We start from the raw sequence: 18759 nt of genomic DNA on the forward strand, positions 1-18759 counted from the left end.
TCGAATTTCATATATAAGGCGTTATCTATCCCTTACTCCTAAAAAAATAGGAAAAGTCATTCATAGGATAAAACTAAGATAGTCTAAACTCTTCTCCTTTAGTTCCCTCTTAACTCTTCCTAAAACCGTATATCCGCGGATTATTTTTAAATAATTACCTTGATACATTTATACGTATTACGTCATCAAATGGTTTAAAATTCGGAAGTATTAGTTTAATTTTCGAATCAAAACTATCTTCTCTCTTTTTTAGATTTAATAACGATTTAGACAAAGAATATAAAGTTTTTTATTTCTATTACTCTTCCTAGTTGATCGCACTGTTACTTCCCCTCCCCTGACAGAGATTCGTAAGTGACTTAAAAGAAAATATGACTTAACAAGATTTATACATTCTCCATAAGACATTTCATGTCATAGCCGTACTTAGTTTTAGACAAGGGCGTTAAAAGTAAAATCTTTTTAATACTTTACCTACTAACGTTTAATAATTCTACATCACTCAATCATAATTATGACTTTAGCAGCTGTTGATATCGGAGGAACATTTACTGACATAATCATCCTAGAAGACGACGGTAGTTTGAGATTTTATAAGGGGTTGACAACACCAAAAGAACCAGAAATAGGTGTCAGAAAAGGGCTACAACAACTCGGAGTCAAGAAATTGTCTAAACTCTTCCACGCAACAACTATCGCAACTAACGCACTTTTAGGACAACTTAACTTAGAGTTACCGCGTACAGCCCTAGTCGTAACTAAGGGTTTCAGAGATATCATAGAAATCGGTAGACAAAACAGACCAGAACTCTATAATCTCTACTTTACCAAACCTAAACCTCTAGTTCCAAGGGACTCAAGATATGAAGTCGACGAGAGGACAACTCCAGACGGTAAAGTCATAAAGGAACCTAACTTAAAAGATTTGGACGAACTGCTCAAGAAAAGTTACGAGGCAGTAGCTATTTCCTTCCTCCATTCTTATAAGAATCCCGAAAATGAAAAGAAGGTTAAAGACTACTTGTCTAAGTTCTTTAAATACGTTGTAGCCTCCCATGAAGTGTCACCTGAACAAAGGGAGTACGAAAGGACTTCTACGACAGTGATCAATGCAATGCTTATGCCTATAGTGTCGAGATATGTTGAAGGACTACGAAGTCTTGCCGAAGAGGTGTACATAATGTCTAGTTCTGGAGGACTGATAACCTTAGAGGAAACGGTAAGGAGACCAGTACAGATAATAGAAAGCGGTCCCTCAGCTGGACTAATAGGTGCTAAAGTATTCGCGGAGAAATTGGGATATAAAGACGTAATAAGTTTCGACATGGGCGGTACTACGGCTAAAGCAGGGGCAATAGTTAACGGCGAAGTAGAGATTACTTCTGAATACGAAGTTGGGGGGAGGACACACCACGGGAGGATTATAAAAGGTTCTGGCTATCCAGTGAGATTTCCATTTGTAGATCTTGCCGAAGTCTCTGCAGGTGGAGGTACGATAATATGGGTTGATGAAGGAGGTGCACTTAGAGTTGGTCCAATAAGCGCTGGTGCAGATCCGGGTCCAGTGTGTTACGGTAGGGGAGGCGTTTACCCCACATTGACAGATGCTATGGCTGTTGAGGGTAAAATAGGGGACTTACTCTCAGGTGAAATGAGGTTAGACATTAAATCTGCCGAAGCTGCATTATCAAAGTTAGGTGACCCAATAGACATTGCAGAGGAAGCCATAAAACTCGCAAGCGTTGAAATGGCTAGGGCAATCAGACTCGTTACTGTAGAGAGGGGATTAGACCCTGAGAACTTTACGTTATTTGCGTTTGGAGGAGCTGGTCCCCAATTCGCTCTTGAACTTGCTGATGAAATGGGAATTAGAGAAGTAATTGTCCCACCCCATCCTGGGTTATTCAGCGCACTATCTTTACTAACTGCTGATCTGCGATTTGAGGCTAGAAAAGCATTTCCTGAGGACGTTGATAAGGCATTTGAAGAACTTGAGAGTAATATCCACGACGTTGATTACTTCATAAGGTATATTGACGCTAGGTACAAAGGACAAGGTTGGGAGCTAACTGTAAGGGTAGAAAAAGGACAAGACTATCGTAAAGCTTTCGAAGAGAAATACCTCTCGACATACGGTTATACTTTACCGTATCCGATAGAAGTCGTCCTAGTTAGGGTTTTCGGTGTCAAAAGACTTATCGACCTTAAGCTCACAGAGCAAACTAGTGGTGAAGTAAAAGTAAGTAAAAGGAAAGTGTATTTAGGAGACTGGACTGAGGTTGAAGTATATAAGAGGGAAACCTTACCCAAGGGGTTTAAGGCAAAGGGACCGGCAATAATAGAGGAGTATAGTTCTACTACAGTGGTAAAGGATGGGTGGGAATTCGAAGTTAGTAAGTTTGGGTCTATTATACTCAGGAGGGTCTGACCATGAAGTGGGAAGTAATTGATAAGGCTACTACTTTCATAGCGGAAGAAATGGGCGTCCTCCTCAAAAGAGCTGCCCTCTCTCCGAACATTAGGGAGAGAATGGATCATAGCTGTGCAATAGTGGATAAGGAGGGTAGAATAGTAGCCCAAGCCGAACACATTCCAGTTCATTTGGGCTCATTTAAAGTTGCAGTGAAAAACGTACTCCCTTATGTTAACTCGGAGACTGTTATATTTAACGATCCTTATATTTCAGGCACACATTTAAACGACGTAGGGATAATAACGCCAGTGTTTTATAGAGGCGATTTAGTCGCATACGTAGTTAATAAGGCTCACCATGTTGATGTAGGAGGCCCATCTCCGGGGAGTATTAATCCTAATGCGTCTACCTTATATGAAGAAGGAGTAGTTATCCCTCCCATGCCGCTTAATGACGAGGTCTTGAAGATAATAAAAGAGAACTTTAAGACTCCAGAGATATCCTTGGGAGATATAAAGGCTCAAGTTTCTGCAAACAACATGGGAGTAAAAAGACTGAAGGAGCTCTTTGATAAGTATGGTTTAGAGAACGTCCTTAACGCATGGGAGAAGAGTATTGAACACACTAAATCGTTGTTACCGAGGTGGAAGGAAGGAATATATGAGGCTGAAGATTACATAGAGTGGAAGGACTCCTTACTCAAAATTAAGCTCTCATTAATCGTAAAGGAGGACAAGGTGATTGCAGACTTCTCAGGGACACACCCACAAATAAATGGACCTCTTAACGCAGTGATTGGAGTGACTTATTCTTCTGTGTCATTTGCAATAAGGTCTGCAATAAATAAGGAAATACCTACTAACGAAGGTTTTTACTCGTTTATAGAAGTGAAGGCCGAGGAGGGTTCTTTAGTAAACCCAAGAAAACCCGCTGCTGTGGGTGGTGGTAACGTGGAAACATCACAAAGGATAGCAGATGTTACATTCTTAGCCTTGTCAAAATTTTTACCAATTCCAGCTGCGGGATCAGGAACTATGATGAACGTGATGATGGGAGGCATTCATGATGGCAAATATTGGGCCTATTATGAAACAATAGGTGGTGGTAGTGGGGCGAGACCTAATTCCGACGGTGTCTCGGCCGTTCATGTCAATATGACGAACACTATGAATACCCCTATTGAGGTTGCGGAGTCTTCCTACCCTATCCTCTTTACTTCATATAAGATTAGAGAAGGTAACGGAGGAAAGGGAAAGTATAAGGGAGGAGATGGGATTATAAGAAGTTTTATAGCCCTCGATAAAATTAAGTTGTCTATCCTAGCTGATAGATTTAAGATAGGCCCTTGGGGGTTATATGGAGGAGAGAATGGAAAGCCTGGGGCAGTAACCATAAGGAGAGAGAATGGAAAAATAGAAGTTATGCCAAGTAAATTTTCTACGGAGCTTGAAGCAGGGGATGAGGTTATAATAGAGACTCCTGGTGGAGGGGGATACGGGAAACCTGAAGGATTAACAATAGTATTATCTCTAAATGCTTTTTAAAGTCAATATCTATTTCTTACAAATCAAAAATGATATTTGATGATTATTATTCCTATCGTCGTAAATCTTTCTTAAGATTGTCAATATTAGCGGGTTTTATACCGATCTTAATACTAGAAATTGTAGTCTTTGGTACGTCGTCATATCTGGTTGATCTTATCATTGTTTTTGTAACTCTCGTAACTTTGTTTATTCCTTCCAAGTTATTTTATGCTTATAAGATAGAAAACAGATCCCTTTATGCTCTAGGTAGAAAGATATTAGACTTAACGGATATAAGAAGTGTGATTATAGAGAATAGGCGAATAGAAGGAAGAATATACATGGGTGATTTAACAATTTACACGAAGGACGGGAAAAGAATAACTTTACCTAAGATCCTAAATCCTGACCTTCTCTATTCTACTTTGAGTGGAGAGAAAACACCCAATGATAACGAAAAGTAAGCTTTCCTAATTGAAAAAGTTTATAAATATTCTTGATGAGAATACACTATGCAACAAGTAATACAACAAGAAAAACAAGAAAGCAATACGATTAGCAAGATAATGAGCAGTAGGAAGAAGAAAGAAGCTGAAATTTTAGAAACTCCTAAAGTTGTAGTAGACTAAATTGAATAGAAAAAAATTAAAGTTAACTTTTATGTAAGTTTTTTGTTTATTTCTTCTTGGTACTTATGCAATTAGGAATTGCAGCCCACAGTTCAATACCTTCTAAAGAAGCTGAAGAGAAAGTGAAAAGGTTTATAGATTCGTTAACCTGTAAACCCAGAATATTGCTGGGCGGTTATTGGGGACTTATGAAGATAATTGCTGATGAGGCAATTTCAAGAGGTTTACAAGTTGTAATTTTTCTACCCGTGGAAAGGGAAGACGTAAAAATACCATCAGAAGTGATTAGAGTAAATACTGGGTGTGAATACAGATGCAGGTCGGTTATGCTAGTACGTTCATCAGATGTCCTAGTATCGTTAGGCGGAGGAGTAGGTACGCTAATAGAGATTGCGATGGCTTACGCTATGGGAAAACCCACATTCGTTCTGGTAGACGCAAATATGCCTACGGACGAACTACGGAAGGCTTATCCACGTTATTTCGACGATAGGGCAGTAGTTGATATAAAGTACTTTTCGGATCCTGAAAAGATAGCTAAAGTTATCTGTTCTGAAGAGTTTACAACTGTGAAAACCGACTTCGGTTAAACCGGGTATTTAGAACAAACATCTTTATGCTTTGTTTAAGAGTTTTATACCATGCCAGACGCTTTTTCCATTATATTAGATGAAGTAGCCGAAGATGTCTACAAGCGTTTAGGTAAAAGAACCAATGCTTCCGTCAAGCTGATTCCCTTTAACCCCACAATACTAGGTTACGTTAAAGCTAATGATTATACTATATATTTAAATTCAATACCATTCAGCTTAGTTAAAAATGACCCCATTAAATCGAGAGAATATTTATACGTAGTTATACTCCATGAATACTTGCACTTAGTCGGAATTGCCGACGAAAGAGAAGTGAGAAAAATTACTACTGAAATAACAGCCCAAAAGTTCGGCAGGACAAGTTACGCATACTTATTGGCTGAAAAACTGACAGACCCGATAGATTTACACTTAATGAACAAAGGGGACAGACCACCAATGTATATGTAGTAAAAATTAATTATTTCGCCGTTAGTATAGTAAACTTGAGTGATGACATCGCCAGTATAAGACTGGATGACTTCACCTGGCCTTCCTGAGTCATGGCCTTCCTGAGTCACGGTTTCCTTTTAACTTCTTCCCATCTTCCGTTTATAAGGACGTACCTACCATCTTTCGCTATGACTTCTCCTTCCCTTATTACGTATCTCGGAGGTTCCATGAACCTTATGAGGTCAATTTCGTCTTCAGCATTAGTGACTAATAAATTCGCCTTTTTGCCTTCTTCTATACCATATTCCGTTCTCCAAGCTCTAGCTGCGTTATAAGTTATCAGATTTATCGAATTTCTCAACTCGTCAAAACCTGTAAGTTGATCTAAATGAATTGCCATAAACAGTACTTGTAACATATTACCGCTTCCTAAAGGATACCAAGGATCCATAATACAGTCATGCCCCAAAGCTACGTTCACTCCGTGATCAAGCAGTTCCCTAATAGGTGCCATTCCTCTTCTCTTAGGATATTCATCTAACCTCCCCTGAAGTACAGCATTTACAAGGGGGTTCGGTATTACTGTAATTCCAGCCTTTGAAACAATGGGTAAAATCCTATATCTATATGCCTTATCCCAACTATGCATTGCTGTGACGTGTCCTGCAGTGACTCTGTTAAACCAATTGTTCTCTATTGTCTTTTTAGCCACAACCTCTAAATACCTTGAGTTGGGGTCGTCAGTTTCGTCAATGTGACCGTCCACATCTTTGTTAAACTCTTTAGCTATGTTAAAGGCTAGATCTATTGAATTTACTCCATCCTCTCGTGTTATTTCATTGTGAGGGATCAAACCTACGTTATCCGCACCTAGTTCTACAGCTTTGTAAAGCAGTTCATCGTTACCCTTGTCTGTATATATCCCGTCTTGGGGAAAAGCAGTTATTTGAATGTCCGCTATTTTCTTTAGTTCCTCTCTTACTTTCAATAGAGCTCTTAATATTTTAAACTCCTTTTCCGTTATGTCTGCATGACTTCTGATCCATAAAGTCCCGTAAGCTACCATGAGTTTCACAGCTGTCGTAGCTCTCTTTATCACATCGTCTTCAGTTAGTTTTCCTTTAATTTCTTTCCATATCCTTATACCCTCCCAAAGAGTGCCGCTAATGTTTTGTACTGGAAGGAAAACACTGTCAAGGTGGAAGTGCATGTTAAAGTAAGGAGGTATAACTAGCTTACCTCCAGCGTCAACGAGTTCTTCTCCTCTACATTCCCCTACACATGTGATTATCCCGTTCTCAATTCCTATGCTAACTTTTCTACCGTCAAGAAGTTTAGCATTTTTAACGATATACATCATGAGACATAAGAAAACGTATGTTATAAACGTTATATCTTATCGAACGGTCAGTTTCTCCTAACACTGATTATCCAAATTCCATCTTCTTTAGCCTTCTCAACTTCATACCCCCTAAACAAGTAGGATATATCTACATCACTCATCAGAATAAGAGTTTCATTTCTCTTCAATTTTTTAAGCAACTCCTTAGACTTATTTCTAACTTCCTCTAAGTCTTTTTGACTCATATCTACTACTATTATATTCTGCATAGTCATGAGTAGGATAAAGGGATTATAAACGTTTTTCAGAGAGTCCTTGATCACTGTTTATTAAACAGTGTTAATCAGCTTAACAAATTTTAAATTACAATATAAATTATAAAAATTACCTTAATTAAATATAAATTGAAAAAATGTCAGAACTTTAAAAAAGGAATTAACTTTTAGCAATTTTTGTATAAAAGCTTAAGTCTATCGCAGTCGATAACGAGAATGGTGTAGTACAAGCTATAAGCCTGCATTTATCTCTTTCACACTCGTATAGTCCATACCCAGTACTGCACCAGTCACTTTTCCTTATCGTATAGTATTTTGAGATATTTGATTTCATAAAACAAATTACCTTAAATAAAGTATATAAGACTTAATCTAATTATTTGGATTAAGAGTATTAAAAATGAGGACGGTTGTTTAAGCATTTCGAAACTAAAATAAATAATTAGAATAAAGTAATTTAACTTATTAAAAATCAACAACTACTCTAGTTTAAACCTCCTTAACGAAAAGTTAAAAATGTTATATTTCAACCTCTACCTTGAATTTAGACTACTTTATCTCTGATTCACGTCTCCTTTGTCAATCTTCATTAATCAAGTTCAATTGAATAGTTGTTTTTGTTTAAACTAAACTTTTTTAACTAAAAAAAATAATAACTCACTTATGCTTGAGCTCACTTTACTCCAATACGTGCTCTCGGTAATCTCAGGATTTCTAGTGGGCTTCAGTTTAGGGCTAATAGGAGGAGGAGGTTCTATACTAGCAATACCTCTACTCCTCTACTTTGTAGGTCTAGCGTATTTACCAGGAGTGAACTCTAACTATATAGATCACGTGGTGATTGGGACTACAGCACTCGCTGTAGGATTAAACGCATATATAAACGCTTTTATCCACTGGAGAAAGGGAAACGTAAGGATTGTAGAGGGAATAGCGTTTACAATACCGGGAATATTAGGAACTTACACCGGTGCTAGAGTTGGGCTGTTAGTTCACGGAGGGCTCTTGCTTTTCTTATTCGGAATTTTAATGATTGTAATAGCAGTAATGGTTTACAAAGGAAAGGATAGACCCAAGAGTACTAAGGTAGCAGAACCTAACACTAATTCGCAAGGCTTAATAGAGTCTTTAAGAAGAATTAACTTCGCTAGAATTATTCCGGTCGGATTTGCTGTAGGCTTTGCTTCAGGTTTCTTCGGAATAGGTGGAGGATTCTTAATAGTCCCCGGATTACTCTTCAGTACTGGTTTATGCATGATTAAAGCTGTAGGAACTTCACTGATATCTGTAGGAACTTTCGGTGTCACTGGAGCTTTAACTTACGCGTTAGCTGGTGAAATAGATCCTGTGATCAGTATATTATATTTAGCTGGAGGTGTGGCAGGAGGGTATGTAGGTGCGAAAATAGCCAGCAGCCTACCAAGAGGGATGTTAAGAAAAGTCTTCGCCGTGATAATAATTTTGGTAGCAATTTACTTAATGTACCAAAATGCTTATGCGTTAAAGGCATTTTGAGTTTTTTCATTTAAGACCTTTTGATAATATAAGACCATTCCAAAAAGTATTCCAAGTTCATATAGATAAGGCGTGAAGAAGGTAAGAAGTGTTCCTAAGACTAGAACAAGGTAAACTATCCTAAGAATCATTTCTTTAGAGTTGAAAAGCCCTATCAAGCACAGACCTAAGGTTATTATAATCGTAGAGTATACCCAGAACGGATCAGCAAGCAGGATGGGAGGGAATGTAGCGATTCCTATCAAGGGGAAGGGTCTTTTCTCACGTTCCCGTTTCGTATATAATTTATTATATAAAGGGATAACATTTCAGCCATCATAGGATAGAAGAACCAGTAAGAGTTAACAGAATAGTTAAACACGTCCAAGGTATTTTCGAAGTACGAACTTCCTAAGTAGGCTAAATTAAAAGTATAACCCATCAGGAATTCATTGATTACTGCCAAAACGGATATGTATATCTCATGCCCACCTCTGTATTCCTTCGAAGTAAGCTTTTTAGCTACTAAAAAGAACGGGACTAGTAACGATACCATATAAATACTATTGGTGAGAAAGGCTAAGGCAAGTGAGAAAGACGGGGGGTAATATAAATAATAGATAGCACTAAGAAACATTATTGCCATCATGCCAAGAAGGAAATATACAAGGAATAACCCAGCGTAATTTTTCACCCTCTCTGACAAGTATAAGATCGCCACTATCACGACAACCATTACCGATGCTATTCCAGAGTATAGTAGCAGATCCACTACCTATTTTCCCTTCCTATTGTTTAAAAGGTTTCCCACATTTAACGTTAGACTCATTTAAGTGTTTAACGTTATATTCACTTTTATAAAAATTTATAAAATTAGCAGAGTTATTAACTATCATGACAGATAAAGCAAACTATTTGGGAGCCTATTTTTCATGGGTAATGGACTCATATGACCTCGGTGCTGTAGTAATAACTGCTTCTGTTTTAGAAAAATTATTTTATCCAGCACTGGGACTCTTAGGAGCTGTTTTACCGATAGTCTTCACCGTAATATCAAGACCTTTAGGAGGATTCTTGTTTGGTCTCTTTTCAGACCTTAGGGGAAGAAAGATAATGCTAATCTTTACAGTGTTAGGATATTCTGCTACAATCGGTATAACTGGGATTCTTCCTACATATTATCAAATAGGAATTCTAGCCCCAGTTATACTTTCGCTGTTAAGAATATTTCAAGGGATATTCATAGGTGGTGATGTATCGAGTAGTTTTACATTAGCAATGGAAAGCGTTAGTACGAGAAGAGGATTATTCTCGGGAATAATGCAATCCGGTACTTTGGTGGGTTTTGTATTGGTCGATTTACTTTTTACTCTACTCGCACCTAAGCCCTTCTTTACATCTTATGGATGGAGGATAATTTTCTTAACTGGTATGATCCCAGCTGCCCTAGCAGTGATAATAAGGTTTAAAATGTCAGAGTCCAGGATCTACATGAAAGTAGAAAAGCCAAAAACTAGGGATGTTATATACGGGCTAAAGCCGTTAATTCAGACAATATTTGTTATGATAGGATTTTGGATTATGATATATGCAGGCCCACAATTCGTCCCCGTATTGTTAGGTACTATAATGAAACTACCTCCTTCAGTTTACGGCCCTCTAACACTATACATGAACCTGATAGGAATCCCATCGATGATAATCTCCGGATTTATTGCCGACAAAATAGGGAGAAAGTTTATGGGCATATTGGGAGTTATAGTGTCTTTAGTCACAGCGTCCATACTGTATTTAGGGGTAATTCAGGGTTTTCCTCTACTTTACGCGATATTACTCTTTGGCTTTGGAGTTAACCTTCCCTCAGGCATTACTCCAGCTTACCTCTCAGAGAGGTTCAGGACTATAAGTAGAGCTACTGGAGTCGGATTCTCGTATAACGGTGCGTTCATCGTAGCCGGATTCTCCTCTATATACATATCACTTCTGAGCAAAACTTTATCGCCATATATATCTGCACTTATAGTGTTCAGCATAGGGAGCGTGATTTCGATAATAGCACTCCTGATGGGTCCGGAAACGCTAAGACAGTCTGAACTAACTGCAGAATAAGAACTTATGAATTTTCCTTACCAATTCTTTTTCGTCTACATTAACGGATAATGTTAGAGATCTCATCCTACCAGAAGTAGGGACTTCAGGTAGGTTAAGACACTCATCAGTTCTGAATATGTAATCCACAAACTGAGAAAACTTCATCCTTTTTTGTTCTGAGGCCTTGAGCAGTATTTCGTACCATTCCTGAGGTATTTTTACCTTCATTTTTTACCCTATGCTAGTTGTCTTCACTTGATATTTAATAAAAACATAACCGCAATTAGGACAGACTTTAGTTATCACGTTTCCCTCTCTCACTACTTTTATTTCCACCACGTTACCGCAATTAGGACAAGTCCTCTTGGCCATGAATTAATTGTTTACGTTAAAAAGTTTAAAAGACTCATTCCTTTATCTTAAATTGCTTCAACACATTGTCTCTCCTGATTAGCTTTGTAATGTACGGTGGAACAGTCACAGTACCATTTCCTTTACCTACGACCCTGCCTATTACCTGAGGACTTTCGCCTACCTTTTCTAATTCGTCTAGTAGTTGATCAGCTATCTTCTTATTTACAAACATCACTATAGCTCCATTAGTCCCTATAGTTGAATTGGGTATTATGAAGTTCTCTGTGGCAAACTCACATATTTCACGGTTTATTACAGGGATTGAGTCCAGTTCAACGTTAACCTTTGCCTTTTCCGCAAACTCTTTTATAACAAATATACCGGGACCGGTAACGTCCGTAGTCATCGCAATATGATCTTCCTTAGAAAAGGCTCTCCCAAACTCCGGGAGGTGATTATAAATTACTTTCGCCACGTGAATATTAGGTCTTGACATCACTCGTAAAGCTTGACTCTTAACCTTCTCGAGTTTCGAAAATGATATCCCCTTGCTTTCCATGAGTTCCACTAGTTCAGGTACTGCCAGAACCCACAAGTGGACGTTTATCGGGGTTAACTCGCCAAAATACCGAGTAGTCACGATGACCGTATTTTCGTCTACTTGGTCGTAGAAAGTAGGTAACTCGTGATCACTCTTGCCTATTACTGTAGCACCCATCATTAAAGTCTTGGTTGATGGTTGTATATCATTCTTAAGCTCCATGTTGTACTTCCGCGTGAAGTTCTCATAGTTCCTTAACAGTTTATCTTTAAGTTCTTCATTAGGTGCGTCTGCGACGGGTATGACCGTGAGGTCTTGGAAGACACCTTTAGTGAAGAGATCATTTAACGAGTTTGATATCGCTACGTCTACTTGAGTTTGGGAGCCAGGGTTATCTAACGGGTCGACTATCTGTATCGTATCATTATTAGCTACCGTATAGGATTTTTCTAACTTACCCTCGAGTCTAAACAAGTCTAACACCGCTACCTCACCGTCCTTCTTTGTAGTTACTATTGAGTGCCCTTTGCCAATTGTTAATTTTCGGTTCGTCTTAATCGAAGTATATGCGTTATAGAGGAAATTAGCAAAGGCTTGTGGATCTCCAGCAGTTTCTTGGTTAACTTGAATTAAGCTAATAGCTCTATCTGCATCAAATTCCCCTCCGTTTATCAGCCTCTTATGTATGACCTTTTCAGTCGAAATGAAGATGTCTGCGTCCTCTCTAGGTAGTATGTAAATGTTTCTCTTTTCCAGATCCTTCCTGAGTTTTTCAAGTGCGGGATACACTGTATCTATAAGGTCTACCTTAACAGCACAACCAGTTGCTAGTGATAAGGGATTTAAACCCATGCTTTTATAAATCTCTAAATTCTCTCTAAATTTAACAAAAATGTCCATCTTGCTAACCACTGAAAAAAAGATTATTTTTGTGTCTTTTAAATTCTTCTAAGAAAAAGAAATAATCATCCTAAAATAATATAATGCTTTTGAGATAATTCTCATACTCTATAATTCCGTCCCAATATCTTTAACATGGTAATAAATATACCTAATCCTCTCTGAACGTCTTCGTCCCTCATCGCAGCAATTAACCCACCTAGTGTGATCTTTGGTGGATTAGAGAGCATCTTTTTAGCCTCGTCTGAAGTTAAGGAAGAGACCATGTTATAAAACACTGGATCCATAGCGTGCTCTAAGAACTCTAAACCTTTTGGTAAGAAATCTAGTGTTAAGGATAATGTTGATGCTATATTACCTAAAGCCTCGTCGTTCAACATATCCTTTAACGTTTTCAGTGCATATAAGCTATTTAACCCGACTTCAAGAGCCCCAGACTGATCTAACTCCTTTAATTTAACCATCAGTTTATCTACAACATCCCAATTTTTCAGGGTGTTTGTAATCCCCTTATAATTCTCCGCAAATACATTTGAGAACTCGAGTAACGCTGAGAGTGTGTTCCCCAAATTCGCTAACGCGTCGTCGTTTACCATATCTTTAAATGTCTTCAATGAGTAAAGACCGTTAAGTGCTACATCTAAAGTACCACTCTCCTTCAACTCACGGAGTTTCTTAGAAACATATGCCAGAGAGTCTAAGTTTTCTATAAGTTCTTTAAACTTATCGTAGTTATCAGCGACGCTCTCCGATAGTTCAAGAATTCCAGACAGCATAGCACCTACGTTAGATAAGGCATCATCGTTAAGCATATCCCTTAACATCTTAGCTGAGTAAGATAAGTTAACAAGAGTGTCCAGTGCACCGCTCTCCTTAAGCTGAGTCACTACCTTCAGAGTCTCATTAAGAGCTGGCAGATGATCTATTAGTTCTGCAATCTCGTCTACTTTCTTCTCATCTATCTTACTTATTACTTTTTCTAAGTTAATGTCCTGCATACTTACCCTCTCCTCACCATACAGATATTATCTGGCCACCACCAACTTCCATTTGAAAGCTCGTAATCCCTACAATATCATCAACGACATCGCTATACTGCCCTTTCTCTATTCCGAACAATTTACTGACGTAAGAGCATGCGTAAACTTTCAACCTACCGCTCTTCTTAGCCTTTCTGTAAAACCCCATCACGTCCTCATTTGATGCTTTCTTTGACGTTTCATCGCTAATTTTCATCTCTGGGTTTTCCTTTACAAACGCTTTTACGACATCCATTGTTACAAATATTACTACTTCATCTCCCATACTAGTTGATATGACACTCCACATTCCGGCAAAAAGTACTTTAGAAAGTTCGTTGCTTCCAAGGACTATTCCCACCTTTGCCATTATGCTCACACTAATGCCTTCGCTGTTACTGTCCAGTATAGCTTATTGTACAATATCTTACCCCACCAGTGGACATATGATGGTGGTGGTGGAATCGGTGGGTTATTATAGTTAAACCTAATGTATGTCGCTTGGTCTAGTCCAGTAACAATGTAACAGAATACTGAACCATCATACATCTTCTTCTGTTTAATTCCTCTTATGTCATTTACAATGTTTGCTGTTACCACATAGGATTCGAAGTCCGCAGTAGAACCGGCCTTTAATATTGGAATATCTGTAGTATCACCGATCACGTAGACATTTGAATACCCCTTCATTTGCAGAGTGAACTTGTCCGTCGGTACCCAATTCCTCTTGTCACCGATACCAGAGTCGCCTATTACTTTAGCACCCACATGTGGTGGTACTCCTAATAGTAAGTCAAACTTGATTTTCTCTCCTTCTTGTGACTCTATTACCTTCTCTTTAGGATCAACCCTAGTTACTGTGAACGGAGATATTATTTCAATTCCTCTCTCTTTAAATATCTTTATCATCAGGTCATTTGTAGACTTTATGCCGAAGACTCCTTGGATTGGGTAAGTGTAGATTATTCTGGTCTTATCCCTTATTCCTATGCGCCTAGTCCAGTCCTCAAACATTAAAGTCATTTCCAGAGGCCCTACAAGACATTTGTGTGGTAGTCTAGCCACATTAATAACTACTGTACCACCTTGGAATTGCTGGACGGCTTCCCTCATTTTCAAGGCATCTTCATAACTCCACGGAGTGTATTCAGTCTCTCTTAAGCCCGGTATTTCGTCCCAATTTAAATGAGAGCCAGTTGCTATAACTAAGTAGTCATAAGTGTGTTTCACTCCGTCAGCTGTCACTACCGTGTTATTAGCGGGGTCTATCTTGGTTATTTCTCCCTTCTCACCGTGAACGAATTTAACCCTATCATCAAGTAAATCCCTTTCGTTCTTTACTATCTCTGTAGGTTCTACCAGACCCATACCTACGAAGAGTTGGCCAGGCTGATATACGTGCCTATCAGATTTATCTAAGACTACTACTTCTACCTCTCCCTTGCCTATTTCTGGTGATAACGCTTTAGCTAGTCTATTAGCTACTATTGTTCCAGCTATTCCACCACCAGCTATAATTATCCTCTTCATGACCCCTCACTTCTGAATAATTAATTTGAACTTGTTTCCCTCTTTCGTTTCACTTACTACCTTGTATCCCTTCTTAGTTACCCATGCAACCACATCTTTCTTTGTTGCTTCATCTCCTAGAATGACTTCTACTGCCTCTCCCACTCCGATTTCATCCATAACTCCAGAAAGTTCCCCTATTGGACCAGCACATGAAGTTCCGGTTAAATCGAGACTTTTTTGGATTTTGTAGGAAGACATAGCCCTCACTATATATTAAATATTTTTCGGATATATATGTTTTTATTAAAATTCTTCTTATTTTTAGTAATTTAAAAAGAAATTAATGCTTGAATTAACAAAAAGAATGATTAAAAACGGAAAATTTGTGTTAAATTCATTTAAAAGAAAAAATAAGCTACTTTAACAGAGTTAAAGTGAAGTTAAGATGAGAGTAAATGAGGAGTATTCATCACCATATTATCCACACATAGTAGATGTATTCCCTTCGGTAGTGAGAAATATGTGGAAGAAAAATAAAGTGCTAATTCTCGACATAAGGACTCCTATGGAGTATGAAGACCATCATATTCCAGGTGCACTGCTCGTTCCAATGGATTACCTTGATGTTTTATTACATAAGATCCCTCACAAAGAGATTGCGGTATTTTGAGAACATGGCAACAGAGCAAGACATGCCACGTATGGAATGCCAGACTTATGGAAAGGCGGGAAGGTATACTACGTCTTAGGTAGAATGGCAGGATGGATGGGAATGGGGTACGAGGTTGAAAGTGGAATTGATGAAAACGGAGTAAAATGGCAGAAATGGCTAGAGGAACTTACAAACTCTTGAATTTTAAGAATGTATTTTTATAATATAATACTTTCCATAACTTCTATAATTTATTCTATATGTTGCCAAGATTTATATTAAACATTTTCACAACTTAACATATAGTTATTTTGATAAATTCAGTTACATATTAACCTAGATGTATTACAATCAAATTCAGAAGCCGTGATAAAAGTTTAGATAATTAATTAAAAAATCAACCATAATTATACTTTATACCACCATTTGGAAACCTGAACTTAATAGCACCATAAGGACAGATAACTAACGCGCCACCACACTCTAAACATCTCTCGTAATGTACTATGATTCCACCATCTGTGACTGCTCGTATGTACCGGCTGGACAGGAAACAGTACAAGGTTTATCTTTACAATGCAGGCATTTCTCTTGGTCGACCTCTATATGCGGGATTTTGTCTACTTCGTAAGTGTTTAGCCCTAATCGCTTCAATAAGGGTATCATAACATCACCTTTATCAAGTCGTCTATAACTTTACCGAGAGAAACACCCTTCTCTCTCAATATAATTAGAGCGTCTGTGACCAGCGTTCTCCTCTCCTCACTTACAGTGAACATATCAGATAGGATATTACATAGTATTTCAGGATAGAGAGACAACGACGAGTTTATCACGCTAAACCGGTTATAAGCTAATTTCATGTGCTTTAATATGAAACTCTCCTCTAACATTTTGTAGTAAATCTCGGTATCTTCGTAATTCTTACTCTCTAAGATCTTCTTAGCGGCAATACCTGCAATTATACCTGAGCCTATAGCTAGATCCATACCCCTGATAGTAAAGCCATCATTTATTAGGAAACCTCCAGCATCACCTACGGCAATTACGTTCTTTGCATATAAAGGAGGGAGATTACTATAGCCGTAATAAGGGATCGCATGAGCTGAATACTCTAATACTTCTCCCTCAATACCCATTCTTTCTCTAAAAGCCTCTACTAGGTCTTTAGCCGGGACTTCGCCTTTCGGTAGCGAATCGAAAGTCGCTGTAAACCCTACTGATAATGTGTCCTTATTAGTGTATATAAATCCTCCCCCTTTAACCCCCTTTATTGCATTGACGATAGTTATTGCCTCTCCCTCTTGTCCTTCCTGCAAATCAGCTTTTACGATCTCCTTAACTCCTAGCATCCACTTGTCTGCTGTAAACCTCCTTAAACCCAAACTCCTGAACACTACTGACGTAACTCCAGATGCGTCAATCACTAGAGGTGCTCTTAATGAACCTTTGTCTGTCTCCAACGTAATTCCTCCCCCCTCCCTATAGGCGTTGTAAACGTTGGTAGAGTAGGAAATTAACAAACCTAGATTTTCAGCCTCACTCGCCAACCATCTATCGAACTTAGCCCTAAGAACGCTATAACTATTCCTTTTACCTCTTTCCTCAAAACTAAACGTTATCTTTCTGTTATTCTCGCAGAATATGTAGTAAGTTTCCTTAGTTATTGGTCTTTCTAGGGGAGCCCTCTCCAAAGCATCCGGTATAAGCTTAAGTAATGAGTGGATATACATTCTTCCTCCAGACACGTTCTTAGCACCGCTGTATTCACCCCTTTCAAGGAGGACTACGTTAATCCCCTCCCTCACAGCGGTTATACCGGCAGATAGTCCCGAGAGCCCTCCGCCTACAATAATTAAGTCGGCATCAAAGCTCACTTGTTCCTCACCTTTTCAGTGAAAATCTTACAGAATTCTAATACGTCACCAATAATTGTGTAATCTGCATTATCAACGATAGGAGTGTTTTTATCTTTGTTTACAGCGACAATGACCTTTGCGTCCTTTATCCCGGCTAGGTGTTGAGGTTGTCCAGAGATTCCTAGAGCGATGTAAAGCTTAGGCTTCACCTTCTGTCCTGACAAACCTATTTGTCTGTCTTCGGGAAGCCACCCTAACTCAGCTGTAACTGGTCTACTTCCGCCCAACGTCCCTCCTAATGCTTTTGCTAACTCCTCAGCGTACTTAATGTTTTCCTTTGAACCTATGCCTCTCCCCACACTTACAATGATTTGGGCACTTGATAAGTCAATATTACCACCTTCCTTATGTTTCTCCTCTAGAATCCTGACTTTCTTATTTCTCGGTAGGTCAACCTTAATGATTTTACAATTATTGTTCGCTTTCACTTCCACGTTTTTCTTACTGACTGTTATCACGATAGGTAATGTGAACTCGAGTTCGGCAATCGCCATACCGCTATAAACTATCCTCTTCGCCTTGTTGCCATAAAGTTCGATAACCTCTGGAATTATTGGAACTCTTAGAGCACCAGCAACCAGTCCCGCGACAGTCTTATCTCTTTTCGTGCTTCCAATTATTGTCATTTCAGGCTTCAAACTTACTATGTACTCTGCAATTTTGCTCCTCTGTAGCCTCTTGCCCGATAACATGATTTTCATCACCGAGTTTTGTCTCATTCTTCGAGACTACTATCGCTTTTTCTTTTACCATACTCAATGCTGTCTTTATAAAGTCTAAGTCCTCAGAATAAACTACCGTAGTCATAAAACGTTCTCCTCCTTCAAGTACTGTATGAGTTTCTCCACGCTTCCTCTATCTTTCCCTCTATAATTACCCTCTTCCTTGGGTAAGGGAGACTATCTTGATCTTAGAAGACGAGTTACATTGTAATGTCCTTATCGGTTTTTTCTGAGACTCAAGTATTTGCTTAACGCTTGGGATTCTGGGCGTATTTATCTCCCCAACCACTGAGATAACTGCTGGTAAGTCGCTTTCTACTACTTGAGAAAAATACGTCAAATTTC

At 38.6% G+C, this 18759-nt stretch carries 24 protein-coding genes and 1 pseudogene; 8 read left to right on the forward strand and 17 right to left on the reverse strand.

Annotation, left to right across the window (positions count from 1 at the left end; genetic code table 11):
• The first annotated feature begins 514 nt into the window (after nucleotides 1–514).
• From D1868_RS00380 to D1868_RS00400, 5 genes are all read left to right on the forward strand, one after another.
• A complete protein-coding gene (locus D1868_RS00380; RefSeq protein ID WP_156004786.1) occupies nucleotides 515–2428 on the forward strand; it encodes a hydantoinase/oxoprolinase family protein in 1914 nt (637 codons plus the stop codon).
• 2 nt (nucleotides 2429–2430) lie between these two features.
• On the forward strand, nucleotides 2431–3957 hold the full coding sequence (locus tag D1868_RS00385; protein WP_156004787.1) for a hydantoinase B/oxoprolinase family protein: 1527 nt from the start codon (nucleotides 2431–2433) through the stop codon (nucleotides 3955–3957).
• A gap of 29 nt (nucleotides 3958–3986) precedes the next feature.
• The gene (locus D1868_RS00390) at nucleotides 3987–4403 is read left to right on the forward strand and encodes a hypothetical protein (protein WP_156004788.1); all 417 of its coding nucleotides are present in this window, start codon (nucleotides 3987–3989) and stop codon (nucleotides 4401–4403) included.
• A 230-nt stretch (nucleotides 4404–4633) separates the two neighbouring features.
• Nucleotides 4634–5158, forward strand: coding sequence for an SLOG cluster 4 domain-containing protein (locus D1868_RS00395; RefSeq protein ID WP_156004789.1), 525 nt, complete (start codon nucleotides 4634–4636; stop codon nucleotides 5156–5158).
• Between the two features lie 51 nt (nucleotides 5159–5209).
• On the forward strand, nucleotides 5210–5611 hold the full coding sequence (locus tag D1868_RS00400; protein ID WP_156004790.1) for a hypothetical protein: 402 nt from the start codon (nucleotides 5210–5212) through the stop codon (nucleotides 5609–5611).
• A 106-nt stretch (nucleotides 5612–5717) separates the two neighbouring features.
• On the opposite strand, the gene D1868_RS00405 is transcribed toward D1868_RS00400, so the two are convergent.
• The 3 genes from D1868_RS00405 to D1868_RS00415 all read right to left on the reverse strand — a co-directional run bounded on the left by D1868_RS00405 (nucleotide 5718) and on the right by D1868_RS00415 (nucleotide 7544).
• Nucleotides 5718–6950 (reverse strand): amidohydrolase family protein, encoded by a 1233-nt coding sequence (locus tag D1868_RS00405; protein ID WP_156004791.1) that lies wholly within the window; start codon nucleotides 6948–6950, stop codon nucleotides 5718–5720.
• A 50-nt stretch (nucleotides 6951–7000) separates the two neighbouring features.
• The gene (locus tag D1868_RS00410) at nucleotides 7001–7204 is read right to left on the reverse strand and encodes a hypothetical protein (protein WP_156004792.1); all 204 of its coding nucleotides are present in this window, start codon (nucleotides 7202–7204) and stop codon (nucleotides 7001–7003) included.
• Between the two features lie 166 nt (nucleotides 7205–7370).
• The gene (locus D1868_RS00415; RefSeq protein WP_156004793.1) at nucleotides 7371–7544 is read right to left on the reverse strand and encodes a hypothetical protein; all 174 of its coding nucleotides are present in this window, start codon (nucleotides 7542–7544) and stop codon (nucleotides 7371–7373) included.
• A 329-nt stretch (nucleotides 7545–7873) separates the two neighbouring features.
• Between D1868_RS00415 and D1868_RS00420 the strand changes: the two genes are divergently transcribed.
• Nucleotides 7874–8725 (forward strand): sulfite exporter TauE/SafE family protein, encoded by an 852-nt coding sequence (locus D1868_RS00420; RefSeq protein ID WP_156004794.1) that lies wholly within the window; start codon nucleotides 7874–7876, stop codon nucleotides 8723–8725.
• On the opposite strand, the gene D1868_RS00425 is transcribed toward D1868_RS00420, so the two are convergent.
• Entirely contained in the window at nucleotides 8704–8970 is a 267-nt protein-coding gene (locus tag D1868_RS00425; RefSeq protein WP_156004795.1) for a hypothetical protein, read from the reverse strand. The genes D1868_RS00420 and D1868_RS00425 overlap by 22 nt on opposite strands.
• Nucleotides 8967–9476, reverse strand: a complete 510-nt coding sequence (locus D1868_RS00430; protein ID WP_156004796.1) for a hypothetical protein — start codon at nucleotides 9474–9476, stop codon at nucleotides 8967–8969. The genes D1868_RS00425 and D1868_RS00430 overlap by 4 nt, the downstream gene beginning before the upstream one ends.
• Before the next feature lie 122 nt (nucleotides 9477–9598).
• Here D1868_RS00430 and D1868_RS00435 point away from each other — a divergent pair, with 122 nt between their 5' ends.
• Complete coding sequence (locus D1868_RS00435; protein WP_156004797.1) at nucleotides 9599–10813, forward strand: MFS transporter; 1215 nt, start codon at nucleotides 9599–9601, stop codon at nucleotides 10811–10813.
• Here the strand turns inward: D1868_RS00435 and D1868_RS00440 are convergent.
• The 7 genes from D1868_RS00440 to D1868_RS00470 all read right to left on the reverse strand — a co-directional run bounded on the left by D1868_RS00440 (nucleotide 10799) and on the right by D1868_RS00470 (nucleotide 15379).
• Nucleotides 10799–11023: a hypothetical protein gene (locus D1868_RS00440; RefSeq protein ID WP_156004798.1), complete on the reverse strand. Its 225-nt coding sequence runs from the start codon at nucleotides 11021–11023 to the stop codon at nucleotides 10799–10801. The two genes, D1868_RS00435 and D1868_RS00440, sit on opposite strands and share 15 nt — an antisense overlap.
• 3 nt (nucleotides 11024–11026) lie before the next feature.
• Nucleotides 11027–11167: a zinc ribbon domain-containing protein gene (locus D1868_RS00445; protein ID WP_156004799.1), complete on the reverse strand. Its 141-nt coding sequence runs from the start codon at nucleotides 11165–11167 to the stop codon at nucleotides 11027–11029.
• Between the two features lie 34 nt (nucleotides 11168–11201).
• Nucleotides 11202–12590, reverse strand: coding sequence for a SelD-related putative sulfur metabolism protein (locus D1868_RS00450; protein ID WP_156004800.1), 1389 nt, complete (start codon nucleotides 12588–12590; stop codon nucleotides 11202–11204).
• A gap of 101 nt (nucleotides 12591–12691) precedes the next feature.
• Nucleotides 12692–13588 carry a helical membrane plugin domain-containing protein gene (locus D1868_RS00455; RefSeq protein WP_156004801.1) on the reverse strand — a complete coding sequence of 299 codons (897 nt, stop codon included), beginning with the start codon at nucleotides 13586–13588 and terminating at the stop codon, nucleotides 12692–12694.
• Nucleotides 13589–13601: 13 nt separating this feature from the next.
• Nucleotides 13602–13979 carry a DsrE family protein gene (locus D1868_RS00460; protein WP_156004802.1) on the reverse strand — a complete coding sequence of 126 codons (378 nt, stop codon included), beginning with the start codon at nucleotides 13977–13979 and terminating at the stop codon, nucleotides 13602–13604.
• Nucleotides 13980–13984: 5 nt separating this feature from the next.
• Complete coding sequence (locus tag D1868_RS00465) at nucleotides 13985–15139, reverse strand: NAD(P)/FAD-dependent oxidoreductase (protein ID WP_156004803.1); 1155 nt, start codon at nucleotides 15137–15139, stop codon at nucleotides 13985–13987.
• 6 nt (nucleotides 15140–15145) lie between these two features.
• Nucleotides 15146–15379 carry a sulfurtransferase TusA family protein gene (locus D1868_RS00470; RefSeq protein ID WP_156004804.1) on the reverse strand — a complete coding sequence of 78 codons (234 nt, stop codon included), beginning with the start codon at nucleotides 15377–15379 and terminating at the stop codon, nucleotides 15146–15148.
• A 187-nt stretch (nucleotides 15380–15566) separates the two neighbouring features.
• On the opposite strand from D1868_RS00470, the gene D1868_RS00475 reads away from it, so the two are divergent.
• The gene (locus tag D1868_RS00475) at nucleotides 15567–15974 is read left to right on the forward strand and encodes a rhodanese-like domain-containing protein (RefSeq protein ID WP_156004805.1); all 408 of its coding nucleotides are present in this window, start codon (nucleotides 15567–15569) and stop codon (nucleotides 15972–15974) included.
• 196 nt (nucleotides 15975–16170) lie between these two features.
• On the opposite strand, the pseudogene D1868_RS00480 reads toward D1868_RS00475, so the two are convergent.
• The 5 genes and pseudogenes from D1868_RS00480 to D1868_RS10975 all read right to left on the reverse strand — a co-directional run bounded on the left by D1868_RS00480 (nucleotide 16171) and on the right by D1868_RS10975 (nucleotide 18754).
• Nucleotides 16171–16439: pseudogene (locus tag D1868_RS00480) on the reverse strand (ferredoxin family protein).
• Nucleotides 16436–17650, reverse strand: coding sequence for an FAD-dependent oxidoreductase (locus tag D1868_RS00485; RefSeq protein ID WP_156004806.1), 1215 nt, complete (start codon nucleotides 17648–17650; stop codon nucleotides 16436–16438). The pseudogene D1868_RS00480 and the gene D1868_RS00485 overlap by 4 nt, the downstream one beginning before the upstream one ends.
• Nucleotides 17647–18384: an electron transfer flavoprotein subunit alpha/FixB family protein gene (locus tag D1868_RS00490; RefSeq protein ID WP_231112397.1), complete on the reverse strand. Its 738-nt coding sequence runs from the start codon at nucleotides 18382–18384 to the stop codon at nucleotides 17647–17649. Before D1868_RS00490 ends, D1868_RS00485 begins: the two co-directional genes overlap by 4 nt.
• Nucleotides 18320–18499: a hypothetical protein gene (locus tag D1868_RS10970; RefSeq protein WP_231112398.1), complete on the reverse strand. Its 180-nt coding sequence runs from the start codon at nucleotides 18497–18499 to the stop codon at nucleotides 18320–18322. Before D1868_RS10970 ends, D1868_RS00490 begins: the two co-directional genes overlap by 65 nt.
• Before the next feature lie 66 nt (nucleotides 18500–18565).
• Nucleotides 18566–18754: a hypothetical protein gene (locus D1868_RS10975; RefSeq protein ID WP_231112399.1), complete on the reverse strand. Its 189-nt coding sequence runs from the start codon at nucleotides 18752–18754 to the stop codon at nucleotides 18566–18568.
• Nucleotides 18755–18759: the final 5 nt, after the last annotated feature.

This window comes from Stygiolobus azoricus (genome assembly GCF_009729035.1).
In the GTDB taxonomy this organism is placed as follows: Archaea; Thermoproteota; Thermoprotei_A; order Sulfolobales; family Sulfolobaceae; genus Stygiolobus; species Stygiolobus azoricus.